Origin of the sequence: Rhizobium sp. ZPR4, from assembly GCF_040215725.1 — a bacterium.
GTDB lineage: Bacteria > Pseudomonadota > Alphaproteobacteria > Rhizobiales > Rhizobiaceae > Rhizobium > Rhizobium rhizogenes_D.
In genome coordinates this window covers 2,419,785-2,433,521 of the sequence record NZ_CP157967.1, presented here as the reverse complement: position 1 = coordinate 2,433,521, position 13,737 = coordinate 2,419,785, and the positions used below count along the sequence as shown (strand labels likewise).

General features: G+C 60.8%; 9 protein-coding genes. 3 read left to right on the top strand and 6 right to left on the bottom strand.

Annotation, left to right across the window (positions count from 1 at the left end; translation table 11 throughout):
* Positions 1–7: 7 nt before the first annotated feature.
* Positions 8–2,326: a bifunctional salicylyl-CoA 5-hydroxylase/oxidoreductase gene (locus tag ABOK31_RS11935; protein WP_349956180.1), complete on the bottom strand. Its 2,319-nt coding sequence runs from the start codon at positions 2,324–2,326 to the stop codon at positions 8–10.
* A gap of 299 nt (positions 2,327–2,625) precedes the next feature.
* Between ABOK31_RS11935 and ABOK31_RS11930 the strand changes: the two genes are divergently transcribed.
* Positions 2,626–4,236 (top strand): AMP-binding protein, encoded by a 1,611-nt coding sequence (locus tag ABOK31_RS11930; protein WP_349956179.1) that lies wholly within the window; start codon positions 2,626–2,628, stop codon positions 4,234–4,236.
* Positions 4,237–4,249: 13 nt separating this feature from the next.
* On the opposite strand, the gene ABOK31_RS11925 is transcribed toward ABOK31_RS11930, so the two are convergent.
* The 5 genes from ABOK31_RS11925 to ABOK31_RS11905 form a co-directional block, all read right to left on the bottom strand.
* Positions 4,250–5,098 (bottom strand): ATP-binding cassette domain-containing protein, encoded by an 849-nt coding sequence (locus tag ABOK31_RS11925; protein WP_349956178.1) that lies wholly within the window; start codon positions 5,096–5,098, stop codon positions 4,250–4,252.
* Positions 5,095–5,967 (bottom strand): ABC transporter ATP-binding protein, encoded by an 873-nt coding sequence (locus ABOK31_RS11920; RefSeq protein ID WP_349956177.1) that lies wholly within the window; start codon positions 5,965–5,967, stop codon positions 5,095–5,097. The genes ABOK31_RS11925 and ABOK31_RS11920 overlap by 4 nt, the downstream gene beginning before the upstream one ends.
* Positions 5,964–6,857: an ABC transporter permease gene (locus tag ABOK31_RS11915; protein ID WP_349956176.1), complete on the bottom strand. Its 894-nt coding sequence runs from the start codon at positions 6,855–6,857 to the stop codon at positions 5,964–5,966. The genes ABOK31_RS11920 and ABOK31_RS11915 overlap by 4 nt, the downstream gene beginning before the upstream one ends.
* Positions 6,850–7,857, bottom strand: a complete 1,008-nt coding sequence (locus ABOK31_RS11910; protein ID WP_349956175.1) for an ABC transporter permease — start codon at positions 7,855–7,857, stop codon at positions 6,850–6,852. The genes ABOK31_RS11915 and ABOK31_RS11910 overlap by 8 nt, the downstream gene beginning before the upstream one ends.
* Positions 7,858–8,104: 247 nt before the next feature.
* Positions 8,105–9,640 (bottom strand): ABC transporter substrate-binding protein, encoded by a 1,536-nt coding sequence (locus ABOK31_RS11905; protein WP_349956174.1) that lies wholly within the window; start codon positions 9,638–9,640, stop codon positions 8,105–8,107.
* A gap of 357 nt (positions 9,641–9,997) precedes the next feature.
* On the opposite strand from ABOK31_RS11905, the gene ABOK31_RS11900 reads away from it, so the two are divergent.
* Together ABOK31_RS11900 and ABOK31_RS11895 are read left to right on the top strand one after the other, a co-directional pair.
* The gene (locus ABOK31_RS11900) at positions 9,998–12,151 is read left to right on the top strand and encodes an indolepyruvate ferredoxin oxidoreductase subunit alpha (protein ID WP_349956173.1); all 2,154 of its coding nucleotides are present in this window, start codon (positions 9,998–10,000) and stop codon (positions 12,149–12,151) included.
* Between the two features lie 9 nt (positions 12,152–12,160).
* A complete protein-coding gene (locus ABOK31_RS11895; RefSeq protein ID WP_349956172.1) occupies positions 12,161–13,720 on the top strand; it encodes an indolepyruvate oxidoreductase subunit beta family protein in 1,560 nt (519 codons plus the stop codon).
* Positions 13,721–13,737: the final 17 nt, after the last annotated feature.

Sequence of the window (13,737 nt, the reverse complement as noted above, 5' to 3'; positions counted from 1 at the left end):
CTTATCCTCATTTCGCCGTTGCTGCCGTGGCCGCGCGGGCGAGGTTGGTTTCATACTGAGTCTTGCCGGAAAGATATTGCTTCGGCCAGGGAATGGAAGTCAGGCCGATCTTGGCGGCTTCATGCAGCGACCAGGCCGGGTCCGCCAGATGCGGACGGGCGACGGCGCAGAGATCGGCTCGGCCGGCGGCGATGATCGAATTGGCATGGTCAGCTTCCGAGATTGCGCCGACGGCGATCGTCGGGATGCCGATTTCGTTGCGGATCTTGTCGGAGAAGGGCGTCTGGAACAGGCGGCCGTAGACCGGCTTTTCCTGTTTCGAAACCTGGCCCGAAGAGCAGTCGATCAGGTCAGCACCGGCTTCCTTGAACATGCGCGCGAAGATCGCCGCATCTTCCGGCGTGTTGCCGCCATCGGTCCAGTCATGGCAGGACAAGCGGATCGAGATCGGCTTGTCTGCCGGCCAGATGGCGCGGATCGCATGGAAGATTTCAAGGGGGTAGCGGGCGCGGTTTTCATGGCTGCCACCATACTCGTCGTCGCGCAGATTGGTCAGCGGCGACAGGAAGCTCGACAGCAGATAACCGTGGGCACAATGGAGTTCCAACCAGTCAGCGCCGGTCTCGACCGCCAGTTCCGTCGAACGGATGAAGTCGGCCTTGACGCGGTCCATATCGGCGCGATCCATGGCCTTCGGCACCTGGCTATTCCTGAGGTAGGGAACTGATGATGCCGAGATCAGCGGCCACTCGCCTTCGGCCAGCGGCTGGTCGATGCCTTCCCAGGCGAGCTTCGTCGCGCCCTTACGTCCGGCATGACCGAGCTGGATGCCGACCTTGGCGGCACTGCTCGTATGAACGAAGTCGACGAGCCGTTTCCACTGCGCAGCCTGTTCTTCATTCCAGAGGCCGAGGCAGCCGGGCGTGATGCGCGCATCCGGCGTGACGCAGGTCATCTCAGCGAAGATCAGGCCGGCGCCGCCGAGCGCGCGTGAGCCGAGATGGATGATGTGGAAGTCGTTCATCACGCCATCCGTGGCCGAATACATGGCCATGGGTGAGACCACGATGCGGTTGACGAGCTGGACGTCGCGGAGGTGATAGGGCGTGAACATCGGCGGCAGGCAGCGGTCGTTGCCGACGGCGAGGCCGGATTTCTCGGCGAACCAGCGCTCATAACCTTCGAGCCAGGTCTTGTCGCGCAGCCTCAGATTTTCGTGGCTGATGCGCTGCGAGCGGGTCAGCATCGAATACATGAATTGCGGCGGCTCGAGCGTATCGGCATAGCGGCGACCGACAACTTCGAACCATTCCATCGCATTGCGGGCGGCATTCTGGATGCGGGCGACGTCGACTCGGCGGATTTCCTCATAGGTTTCAAGGACGGCCGGTATCTTGTCCTTCTCGTGCCCGTGGGTCTGGAACTGGCGGGCCAACTCGATGGCGTCATCGATGGCAAGCTTGGTGCCGGAGCCGATGGCGAAATGCGCGGTATGGGCGGCGTCGCCCATCAGCACGACATGGGAATTGCCGTTGAAATGGCTCCACTTGCCGCAGATCAGGCGGTTGAAGTTCAGCCAGGCCGAACCACGGATATGGCGGGCATTGGTCATCAGCGAAGCGCCTTCCAGCACTTCGGAGAACAGGTTTTCACAGAAGGCGATGGAGCCGTCCTGGTCCATCTTGTCGAGTCCGTGGGCGAGATAGGCCTCTTCGGTCGTCTCGACGATAAAGGTCGAGGTCTTGTCGTCGAACTTGTAGATATGCGCCTGGAACCAGCCATGATCGGTGCGGCGGAAGTCGAAGGTGAAGGCGTCGAAAAGCTTGTTGGTGCCGAGCCAGATGTAGCGGTTCGGCCGGGTGATCATGTCCGGCTGAAAAACCTCCGGGTAATGATTGCGTATCCTTGAATTGAGACCGTCCGAGCCGATAACCAGATCCGCGTCCGGGTAGTCGAGATCGGAATTGACGTCTGTCTCGAAGATCAATTCCACGTCCAGCGCCTCACAGCGTTTCTGCAGGATGTTCAGAAGCTTTTTGCGGCCGATGCCGACGAAGCCGTGGCCCGAGGTGCGCTGACGGGTACCCTTGAATAAGACTTCGATATCGTCCCAATGGTTGAAGGCGTCCTCGATTTCGGCAGCACTTTCGGGGTCCCATTCGCGCATCGAAACCATGGTCGCATCGGAGAAGACCACGCCCCAGCCGAAGGTGTCATAGGGGCGGTTGCGCTCGACGACGCGGATGGAATGTTCCGGATGGAGCTTCTTCATCAGAAGCGCGAAGTAGAGCCCTGCGGGGCCGCCGCCGATACAGACGATGCGCATCGCTTTTCCCTCCTCGTTCGGCCAGAGCGGGCCTCAAAATCATTTAAGTTTAAAATATCTCGTCGCGGCCATACGTCAAGGCTTTTCATGTCCGGCGCAGTTACCCAATCAGAGCTAAAATAACCCGAGAATCGAAAATAGCTCTTTGGAATCAAATGGAAGTCAAAAATATTTTAGGCTTAAAATTTCTTGCTTGAACAATTCAATCTTCAGTGCGATCTTTTTTAGCACGCTACACAGGCTGCAGGGGAAAGCGGCGATCGTGGCGATTTGATCGAGAAGAATGCGGGAGCAAGGCAATGCTGGGACCGACCGGTCACACCGATACATTCACGCGAGACAATCTGCCGCCTTTCGACGAATGGCCTGAGCTGCGGATGGAGGGTTTCGACTATCCGGAATGGCTGAATGCGGGTTTCGAACTCAGCGACCGGATGGTGGAAAAGGGTTTTGGCGATAATGTAGCGCTGATCGGCAATGGCCGCCGCCGCACTTACAAGGAGCTGGCGGACTGGACCAATCGCATCGCGCATGCGCTTGTCGAGAATTTCGGCCTCAAGCCCGGCAACCGCGTTCTCATCCGCTCCGGCAACAACCCTGCCATGATCGCCTGCTGGCTGGCGGTGACGAAGGTCGGCGCCGTTGCCGTCAACACCATGCCCATGCTGCGGGCAGGCGAACTCTCCAAGGTTATAGACAAGGCGGAAATCTCGTTTGCGCTCTGCGATACAAGGCTGCTGGAGGAACTCGTTACCGCAGCCAAGGACAGCCGCTTCCTGAAGCAGGTCGTCGGCTTCGATGGCACCGCCAACCACGATGCCGAGCTCGACCGCATTGCGCTCAACAAGTCCGTTCGTTTTGAGGCGGTCAAAACCGGTCGTGACGACGTGGCGCTCCTCGGCTTCACATCGGGCTCGACGGGTGTGCCGAAGGCGACGATGCATTTCCATCGGGATATCCTGATTATCGCCGACGCCTATGCCAAGGAAGTGCTGCAGGTGACGCCGGATGATGTCTTCATCGGCTCGCCGCCGATTGCTTTCACCTTCGGGCTTGGCGGTCTGGTCATCTTCCCCTTGCGCTTCGGCGCATCGACGGCGCTGCTCGAAAACGCCTCGCCGAAGAACATGGTCGAGATCATCCAGGAATATGGTGCGACCATCAGCTTCACCGCGCCGACGGCCTATCGCGCCATGCTGGCGGCGATGGAGGAGGGGGCGGATCTTTCCTCGCTTCGCATCGCGGTTTCAGCTGGCGAGACGCTGCCCGGGCCGATCTTCGAAGAATGGACACGCAAGACCGGCAAGCCGATCCTCGACGGCATCGGCTCGACCGAGATGCTGCATATCTTCATCTCCAATCGTCTTTCTGATGCCAGGCCGAATTGCACCGGCAAGCCGCTCACGGGTTATGAGGCCCGCGTCGTCGATGACGAGATGAACGAGGTTCCCAGCGGGACGATCGGCAAGCTCGTGGTTCGCGGACCGATCGGCTGCCGCTATCTCGCCGATCACAGGCAGGCCGATTATGTCCGCGATGGCTGGAACCTGACGGGCGACAGTTTCATTCAGGACGAGGATGGCTATTTCCATTTCGCCGCCCGTTCCGACGACATCATCCTTTCGGCCGGCTACAATATTGCCGGGCCGGAAGTGGAAGCAGCCCTTCTCTCCCATGCCGACGTGCTGGAATGCGCCGTCATCGGCAAGCCGGACGAAGAGCGGGGCCATATCGTGCAGGCGCATGTGGTGCTGGCTGCTGGCGTCACCGGATCGGACCTGCTGGTCAAGGCGTTGCAGGACCACGTGAAGGCCGTGATTGCACCCTATAAATATCCGCGCTCCATCGTTTTCGTCGAAGCTCTGCCGAAGACGGAATCGGGCAAGATACAACGCTTCCGCCTCAAATAGCTGAAACGCCGGGTTAGGCGGCATCCTCTTGTCCCGTATCGCGCCCGAGCCAGTTCGGGTCGATCTCAGGCAGAGGAATGGCGTCCAGCAGCATGCGCGTATAGGCAGAGGCGGGTGCGGTGAAGACGCGCTCGCAATCGCCTTCCTCTTCGACGCGGCCGTGACGCAGGACGTAGACGCGGTCGCAGACGGCGCGGATGACCGAGAGATCGTGGCTGATGAAGGCCATGGAGAGGCCGAGATCGCGCGAAAGCTCTTTCAAGAGATTAAGCACCTGCGCCTGGGTCGACACGTCGAGGCCGGAAACGATCTCGTCGGCAAGCACGAAATCCGGCTTCAGCAGGGCAGCCCGGGCGATGCCGATACGCTGGCGCTGGCCGCCCGAGAGTTCATGTGGGTTGCGATCGAGGCAGGCCTGCGGCAGCGTCACCCGCTCGAGGATTTCTGCGACACGTTTCTCTGCGTCTTTCCGATCAGAAGCAAGTTTGTGGAGCAGCAACGGCTCGACGAGGATGCGGCGGATGGTATGGCGCGGATTGAGCGACGCCATCGGGTCCTGGAAGATCATCTGCATGCGGCGACGCAAGGGTCGCATGTTTGCATTCGGCAGGCTGGTGATGTCCCTGCCGTCGAAATGGATGGTGCCCGCATTTACGTCGATCAGCCGCAATAGGGCGCGGCCAAGCGTCGTCTTGCCCGAGCCGCTCTCACCGACGATGCCGATGGTTTCACCGCGGCGGATATCGATGTCGACGCCATGCAGGACTTTAATGCCTTGGCCTGGCGGTCCGAAAAGATGCGGCTTGGCGCCATAGGTGACTTCGATGCCTCTGGCCGAGAGGAGATTATCGGAAACGCTCATCGGCCGCCCTCCGAAATGCCGATTTCGCGGCGTAGTTGATCGAAGACTGCCTGCGGAACCGGCGTCAGGCCGGCATCCGGCCTGTCGTAACGCGGGCCGGCAGCAACAAGCGATTTCGTGTAGATATGCTGCGGGTGACCAAGCACCTCGCTCGTGCGCCCCTCTTCGATGACCTTGCCGGCGTAGAGCAGGGTCACGCTGTCGCAAATCTGGGCGACGACGCCGAGATCATGCGTGACGAAGATCACGGCGGTGCCGTGCGCTTCCTGCAGGCCGCGGATCAGCCTGAGGATCTGCTTTTGCACGGTGACGTCGAGTGCCGTGGTCGGCTCGTCGGCGACAACCATTTTCGGCTCGAGTGCGAAGGCGGCGGCAATCAGGATGCGCTGGCGCATGCCGCCGGACAGCTCATGCGGATAGGCGCGCAACACGCGCTCGGGATCGCGGATATGCACTTCTTCCAGCAGCTTCAGCGCCCGCCGCCGAGCATCGCTTGATGACATGCCCCGTTTCAGCCGCAGGCCGTCGGTCAGCTGCGCCTCGATGCGGCGTCCTGGATTGAGGGCGGTTTGCGGATCCTGCGGAATCAGCGAGATATCGCTGCCCATGATGCCGCGCAACTCCTTGGAGGAGAGGGTGAGGAGATCGCGGCTTTCGAACAGGATCGATCCGCTGGTAATACGGACGCTGCGCGGCAGTATGCCGAGCAGAGCCTTGGCAATGGTGGATTTTCCGGCACCACTTTCGCCGACAAGCCCCCGCACTTCGCCACGTTCAAGGGTGAGGGAAACGTCGCGCAGGATCGGTGCGCCGCCGTCGCGATCGGATATGGCGCTGAGGCCTGTTATGGAGAGAAGCGGAGATATCATCGGCGCATCACCGGATCGAGGGCGCGGCGCAGGCCGTCACCGAGTTGATTGAAGGCAAGCACCGTTGCGAAGAGCGCGATCAGCGGCACGACCAGCACCCACCAGCCTTGATAGATCATCTGTCGACCCTCTGCGATCATCCCGCCCCAGGTCGGCGTATCGGAGGCGACCGACAGGCCGACGAAGGACAGGATGGCTTCGACGATGACGGCGATGCCCATTTCGAGGCTGACGAGAGCTATGAGCACAGGCGTCACATTGGGCAAGATTTCGCTGAAGAGAATTCTGGCCCGCGAAAAGCCGATCGTGTGGGCGGCGGTCACGTAATCCATCCGCGCCTGCGCCTGCGTTTCCGAGCGCACGACGCGACAGAAGCGCGTCCAATCGATGATGACGATTGCGGCGATGACCGAGTGTACGCCGGAGCCGAAGACGGCGACCAGCAGGATCGACAGCAGCACGGGCGGGAAAGCCATCCAGATATCGACAAGGCGGGAGATCATCTTGTCGATCCATCCGCCATACCAGCCGGCGAGAAGACCGAGGAGCGTGCCGATAAACGCTGCAAGCCCGGCTGCGACGAAGGCGACCGTGAGGGCGATGCGCGTGCCGAAGATGGCGCGGGAGAGCACGTCGCGGCCGAGATCGTCCGTGCCCAGCAGGAAGCCGGGATCGGAGCCCTCGATCCATGCCGGCGGCAGGGTGCCGGACATCAGATCCTGCTCCAGCGGATCTTTCGGCGCGATGTAAGGCGCAAAGATCGCGAGCACGAGGAGGATGAGAATGAAGCCGCCGCCGAAGATCACCTTCGGCTCGGACAGCAGCGCCCGGATGCGTTTCGCCATTCTGGAGGGCGAGCGCGGCATGGCGGGCGAGGTGACGTCAGCCATGGGCGAGCCTCGGATTGAAGGCCGCGACCAGAAGATCGACCGCCAGATTGACGAGAATGAAGAGAGCGCCGAAGACCAACACCAGCCCCTGGATCAGCGGCAGGTCGCGGTTGATGACGGCATCGATCGCCATATTGCCGATGCCGGGATAGGCGAAGATGCGCTCGACGATGACGGTGCCGCCGATGAGGAAGGTAAATTGCACGCCGGTCAACGCGATGGTCGGACCGACGGCATTGCGCAGCGCTTCCTGCAGCACCAGCCGCAGCTCGGACATGCCCTTCAGCTTGGCGAGCAGGATATAGTCCTGCACCATGGCCTCGGAGAGTGCGGCTTTCAGCACGCGGGCGATGATGGCAGCCAGCGGCAGGCCAAGCGCCAGGACCGGCATGACCATATGCGCGCAGATATCGGCGAAGATATTGAAGCGAAGCGTCACCAGGCTTTCGAGGAGATAGAAAGGGGTCGCAAACTGTGCGTCGATGCTCGGATCGATGCGGCCGGAAAGAGGGAAAAGCGGAAAGAGCACCCCGAGGACGAGAACCAGCGCGAGAGCCCAGACGAAATCCGGCACGGCAAGGAAAAGGCCGTTGAGGCTGTCGATCACGGGCTCGAAAATCGTGCGGCGGGCAAGGGTGCCGACGATGGCGACAGCGCCGCCGAGAAGAACCGCCAGCGCCAATGCTGCGAAGGCCAGTTCCAGCGTTGCGGGGAGACGCTCGCCGAGCAGGGACAGCACATCGCGTTTCAGAGAGATCGATGTCCCGAAATCACCCGTCAGAACTGCTTTCAGCCACAGCCAGAATTGCGTGGTCAGACTGGCATCGAGGCCATAATGGGCGCGGAGTGCTGCGATATCAGCTGGGCTTGCACCCGGCGAGATCATCATCGCGATCGGATCGCCCGGCACGACGCGCAGCAGGACGAAGACGATCACCGCTACTCCGAAGAGTGTGATTGCGGCCATGATCAGCCGGTTGAGAATGGAGACTGCTATCATGCGTTATGAGTTCCGATCGCACGGCTATGGCGATAACAAGTCCTATGCCCCTCATCCGCCCTCCTGAGCGCGTGTCGAAGGGCTGGCACCTTCTCCCCGCTTTGGCGAGGAGAAGGGGATAGACGCACCCATAGCCTTCCTTCCGACTACCGTCTCAGACGAGGATGTAGAGGTCGTCCCCTCTCCCCGCTCCTTCGACAAGCTCAGGACGGGGAGAGGGGTAGCCACATAATCAAAGCCCGACGCATCAAGCCTTCGACACGAGCGTCGGCTGCAGGGCGCCGGAGACGTTCGGCGTGACCTTCAAGCTCGATTTGTAGACGATCGGCTGGGCATATTGCAGCAGCGGGATCACATAGCCCTGTTCGGCAATGTATTTGATCGCCGCTTTCCACCCGGCAATGCGTTTCGTCTCGTCCTTTTCCACCCAGAGCGGTCCCAGCATGTCATCGACATCCTTGGTCTTCCAGGCCGAGTGCGGCGAGGGGCCGAACATGGCAAAGCCGGTCGAGGTCGTCGGATCGCCGATGGCGTTGCCCCAGTTATAAAAGGCGGCCGGGCCGAGCTGATGAGCGGCGCGCAACTCGTAGTGCTTGGCGATCTCGTAGACTTCGATTTCAGCCTGGATGCCGACCTTGCGCCACATGCCGACGATCGCCTGGATCATCTCATAGTCCTTCGGCTTGAAGCCTCGGGTCGTCTTGATGCCGAATTTGACTGGCTTTTCAGGCGAATAGCCGCTGGCGGCCAGAAGCTTCTTCGCCTGTTCCGGATCGTAAGGGATTTTGACGGAGGCGTCGTAGGCTTCGTATTCCGGCGCTTCCAGTGTCGAAAGCGGATTGCCGTAGCCGCGCAGGAGCCGCTTGATGATCGCGTCCTTGTCGATCGCCATGTTGGCGGCCAGGCGGACATTCTTGTCGAGCATCGGATCGACGTTGCTGATGAAGATCATGCCGATGTCGGAGATCGGGGTGGCGACGCCGGCCAGGCCGGATTTTTTCTTCAACCGGTCGAAATCCTCATAGGGGATTTCCAGCGTCACGTCGGATGAGCCGGATTCGATTTCCGCGACGCGGCTCGTCGTATCCGGCACGAACTTGAAGATGACGGTATCGAAGGCAGGCTTGCCGCCGAAATAGTTGGGGTTTGCCTTCAGGCGCAGATAGGAGTTGCCCTCATAGGCATCCACCATATAGGGGCCAGTGCCGATCGGCTTCTTCTCGAAGCCCTGCGCGCCCACCTTGGTGTAATAGTCCTTCGGCAGGATATAGCCGGTGAGGAATGCCATCCATTTGAAATAAGTCGGCTCGAAACGGACGACATCGCCGGTGATGCGGTTGCCTTCCACCTTGTAATTATTGGCCGTCGACCAGATGAACTGGATCGGGTTGCCGGTGTCCTGCTTGGCGGCGCGCTCCAGCGACCAGACGACATCATCAGGCGTGAACTTGGAGCCGTCGTGCCAGGTCACGCCTTCGCGAACATCCATCCAGACCTTGGTCTTGTCATCGTTCCAGCCCCAGGCGGTCAGCAGGCCGGGCTGGAATTTCAGATCCGGTCCCTGGCCGATATACTGGTCGAAGATCGAGCGGTAGATCGCCTGGATCGTCGGGTTGACGGCAGACGGGCCGGTCGTCGGGTCGAAGGATGGCAGGTTGACGTTGAATGCGATGGTCAGCGTGCCGGCTTCTCCTGCTTCCACAGGCGTTCTGCCGGCTAAAATCCCAGTAATGAATGCTGCTGCGCCGAGGCTCAGGGCCTCGCGCCGAGTAAGCGTTGTCATGGTCACTCCGTTCCCCTGTTAAGCGACAGAAAAGCATGACGCCCGACTGCCGCTGGCGATTTATTGTCGGAATGTTTTAATCTTAAAATACGTCTTTCAGAGCGGCAAGCGCTTTCTCTGGTGCTTTCAAAGAATCCGGCATCTATTTTGCGCCTAAATTCCATGCGTGTGCATATATCTATGTTGCTGGCTGCCGTTCGAAGCTTCTGATCTCGGAAAACGGATGCGCTGGCACCACCGTGGATCGGCAATCCATTCAGCTGCATCTCATATTTGTTCGTTGACAGTTCAAGGAAGTTCAAAATATGATTTTGCAAATGATTTAAAACAAGCCCACAAGGGTAAAGGGGTAACGTCATGGCCGAGCGATCGTTTGCGCGCGAGGTCGAGGATCTGAAGCTCGGGGAAGGTGATATCTTCCGCGGCGAGGGTATTCTCGCGATCACCAAGGCACTTCTGCAGTCCGGTGTTTCCTATGTCGGCGGCTATCAGGGCTCGCCGATCTCACATCTCATGGACGTGCTGGCCGACGCCAAGGACGTGATGCAGGATCTGGGGGTTCACTTCGAGACGTCGGCCTCGGAGGCGGCTGCGGCCGCCATGCTGTCTGCCTCCGTCATGTATCCGGTGCGCGGCGCCGTCACCTGGAAATCGACGGCCGGCACCAATGTCGCCTCGGATGCGCTGTCCAATCTGTCTTCGGGCGGGGTGACGGGCGGCGCGCTCATCATCATCGGCGAGGATTATGGCGAGGGCTCTTCCATCATGCAGGAGCGCAGCCATGCCTATGCAATGAAATCGCAGATGTGGCTGCTCAATCCGCGCCCGAACCTGCCCTCGATCGTGCAGGCGGTCGAAGAAGGGTTCGAGCTTTCGGAAGTATCGAACACGCCCGTCATGCTGCAGGTGGGTATCCGCAGCTGTCATGTGCATGGCCAGTTCGTCGCCAAGGACAACAAGAGGCCGGCCTATACGCTGAAGCAGGCGCTTGAAAATCCGGTTCGCGACGTCAACCGCATCGTGCTGCCGCCGGCCTCCTTCATGCACGAGAAGGAGAAGCTGGAGAAGCGCTGGCCTGCTGCCGTCGATTTCATCAAGAGGCGTCAGCTCAACGAGTATTTCGGCCCCTCGGAAGGCGATGTCGGCATCATCCTGCTTGGCGGCATGTATAACGGCGTGCTGCGCGCGCTGCAGCAACTCGGGCTTGCTGATGTCTACGGCAACTCCGCCGTACCGCTTTACGTCCTCAACGTCGCCTATCCGCTTGTTGATGACCAGATCGCCGAATTCTGCGCCAACAAGAAGGCGGTACTGATGGTGGAGGAGGGGGCGCCGGAATATATCGAGCAGTCCCTGAATACCATCCTGCGCCGCCGCGATATCCAGACCAAGGTCGCGGGCAAGGACGTCCTGCCGATGGGTGGCGAATATACAGCACCCGTGCTGATGAAGGGCATCAAGAATTTCCTGGAAATCCATCAACGCGTATTGCTCGGCAACCAGCCGCCGCTGCCGGACCCGACGCCGGTCCTCAACGATCCGAAGATCAAGGCGTTGGCCGAAGTGGTGCCGCCGCGGCCGCCCGGCTTCTGCATCGGCTGTCCGGAGCGGCCGATCTTCGCCGCCATGAAGATGGTCGAGAGCGAACTCGGCCAGCATCACATCTCCGGCGATATCGGCTGTCACCTCTTCTCTATCCTGCCGCCTTTCAATATCGGCAGCACGACGATGGGTTATGGGCTTGGGCCGGCGGCAGCGTCTGCTTTCAATGTCGCGGCCGACAAGCGCGTGATCTCGGTCATGGGCGACGGTGGCTTCTGGCACAACGGCCTTGCGACGTCAGTCGGCAATGCCGTCTTCAACAAGCAGGATGGCGTCATCCTCGTCGTCGACAACTATTATTCGGCGGCGACCGGCGGGCAGGACATACCGTCCTCGCGTGCGCTGAACCCGCGCCGCAAGACCAACAATTCCATCGTCAATGCCGTCAAGGGGATCGGTGCGACCTGGGTACGCCAGATTGACCGCACCTATGATGTCGCCAAGATGCGCGATACGCTGCGCGAGGCTTTGACCTCGAAGGAACCGGGGCCGAAGATCATCGTCGCCTCCTCGGAGTGTATGCTCAACAAGCAGCGCCGCGTGAAGCCGCAATTCGCCAAGGCCGTCAAGGACGGCAAGCGCATGGTCAAGGAGCGCTTCGGCGTGGACGAGGACGTCTGCACCGGCGATCACGCCTGCATCCGTCTTTCCGGCTGTCCCTCGCTCTCCGTCAAACATACGGATGATCCGCTGAAAGATGATCCGGTGGCGGCGATCGACAATAATTGCGTCGGCTGCGGCAATTGCGGCGAGGTTTCCGAGGCGGCGGTGCTCTGTCCCTCCTTCTATCGTGCCGACATCATCCACAATCCGACGGGTTGGGATCGCTTCGTCGCCCGCATGCGCTCCAGTATTATCGGCTGGTTGCAGGCGCGTCGCCGCGCCGGCCGCATCGTCTTTTCAGATTGAGAGGGCGATATGAACGAGCATGTGAGCATGAGTGATCTCGGTACCAGCAGACTTTCCACGGATAAGCCGCTGTCGCTTGCCATCCTCGCCATGGGCGGGCAGGGCGGCGGCGTGCTCGCCGACTGGATCGTCGGTCTTGCCGAGGCTGAGGGCTGGATGGCGCAGACGACGTCCGTGCCTGGTGTTGCCCAGCGAACGGGCGCGACGATCTACTATATCGAGATGCTGCCGGCTCGCGACGGGCACGAGCCGATCTTTTCGCTGATGCCGACGCCTGGCGATGTCGATGTCGTCATGGCCGCCGAGTTGATGGAGGCTGGCCGCTCGGTGCTGCGCGGTCTCGTCACGCCGGACAAGACCTTGCTGATCGCATCGACGCACCGCTCCTTTGCGGTTGCGGAAAAGGAAAAGCCCGGTGATGGCATCGGCAATGCCGAGGTGGTGGTCGATGCCACGGATTTCGCCGCCAAGCGCACCATCGCTTTCGATATGGAAACGATGGCCGTCAGGAACGGCAGCGTGATTTCGGCCTCCATGTTCGGCGCTCTGGCCGGCTCCGGTGCGCTGCCGTTCGGCAAGCAGGCTTTCGAGGCAATGATCCGCGCCGGCGGCAAGGGCATCGAGCCAAGTCTCAAGGCCTTCAATGCCGCCTTCGATAGGGTCAAGGAAAAGCCGCGCGATGCGGTTTCAGCAACGCCGCCGAAGCATTTCGACGCGCTGCCTGACACGGCCGGTCATCCGGCACTTGACCGGCTGGTCAATCGTATTCGTGCCGAATTTCCGGAAGTTGCCTGGCTGCTGCTGTTTGCCGGTGTTAAAAAGCTGACCGACTATCAGGACCCGGCCTATGCCGACGAATATCTGAGCCGTGTCGCGGCACTCCATGCGCTTGATCGCAAGGCCGGCGCCGCCAGCAAGGATTTCGCCTTCACCGTGCAGGCGGCGAAATACGTCGCGGTGGCGATGGCTTACGACGATGTCATTCGCGTTGCCGATCTTAAGGTTCGCGGCTCGCGCTTCGAGCGGGTGCGCAAGGAGGTCGGCGCCAAGGACGACCAGATCGTCTACATGACCGAGTACATGCATCCGCGCATGGATGAGGTCTGCGGTACGATGCCGAAAGGCATGGGGCTTTGGATCGAAAACCGGCCGCGCCTGTTTGCCCGGCTCGACCGCTTCATCAACAAGGGAAGGCGCGTTCAGACCGGCACACTGTTCTGGTTCCTCGGCCTCTACATGGTCTCGGCACTGCGCCGCATCCGTCGCGGCACGCTGCGGCACGCACGCGAGGTGGAGCATCGCGAGGCCTGGCTGACAGCGGCATGCAATCTGCTGACGGTGAATTACGATCTCGCCGTCGAGGTGCTCGGCAACCGCCGCCTCGTCAAAGGCTATTCCGATACGCATGCGCGCGGGCTTTCCAAGTTCAATCGTGTCATGTCCGCCTTGCCGCTTCTTCGCGATCGCGAGGATGGAGCCGCCTGGATGAAGCGGCTGCGCCAGGCCGCACTTCTGGACGAAAACGGCACGGCGCTCGACGGCGCGCTGAAGACGGTCGGGACGCTGTGACACGGTCAAGTCGACGG

Bases quoted from the DNA above. Each gene is read 5' to 3' on its own strand.
- ABOK31_RS11935 (WP_349956180.1), bottom strand. From the start codon at position 2,326: ATGCGCATCGTCTGTATCGGCGGCGGCCCCGCAGGGCTCTACTTCGCG.
- ABOK31_RS11930 (WP_349956179.1), top strand. From the start codon at position 2,626: ATGCTGGGACCGACCGGTCACACCGATACATTCACGCGAGACAATCTG.
- ABOK31_RS11925 (WP_349956178.1), bottom strand. From the start codon at position 5,098: ATGAGCGTTTCCGATAATCTCCTCTCGGCCAGAGGCATCGAAGTCACC.
- ABOK31_RS11920 (WP_349956177.1), bottom strand. From the start codon at position 5,967: ATGATATCTCCGCTTCTCTCCATAACAGGCCTCAGCGCCATATCCGAT.
- ABOK31_RS11915 (WP_349956176.1), bottom strand. From the start codon at position 6,857: ATGGCTGACGTCACCTCGCCCGCCATGCCGCGCTCGCCCTCCAGAATG.
- ABOK31_RS11910 (WP_349956175.1), bottom strand. From the start codon at position 7,857: ATGATAGCAGTCTCCATTCTCAACCGGCTGATCATGGCCGCAATCACA.
- ABOK31_RS11905 (WP_349956174.1), bottom strand. From the start codon at position 9,640: ATGACAACGCTTACTCGGCGCGAGGCCCTGAGCCTCGGCGCAGCAGCA.
- ABOK31_RS11900 (WP_349956173.1), top strand. From the start codon at position 9,998: ATGGCCGAGCGATCGTTTGCGCGCGAGGTCGAGGATCTGAAGCTCGGG.
- ABOK31_RS11895 (WP_349956172.1), top strand. From the start codon at position 12,161: ATGAACGAGCATGTGAGCATGAGTGATCTCGGTACCAGCAGACTTTCC.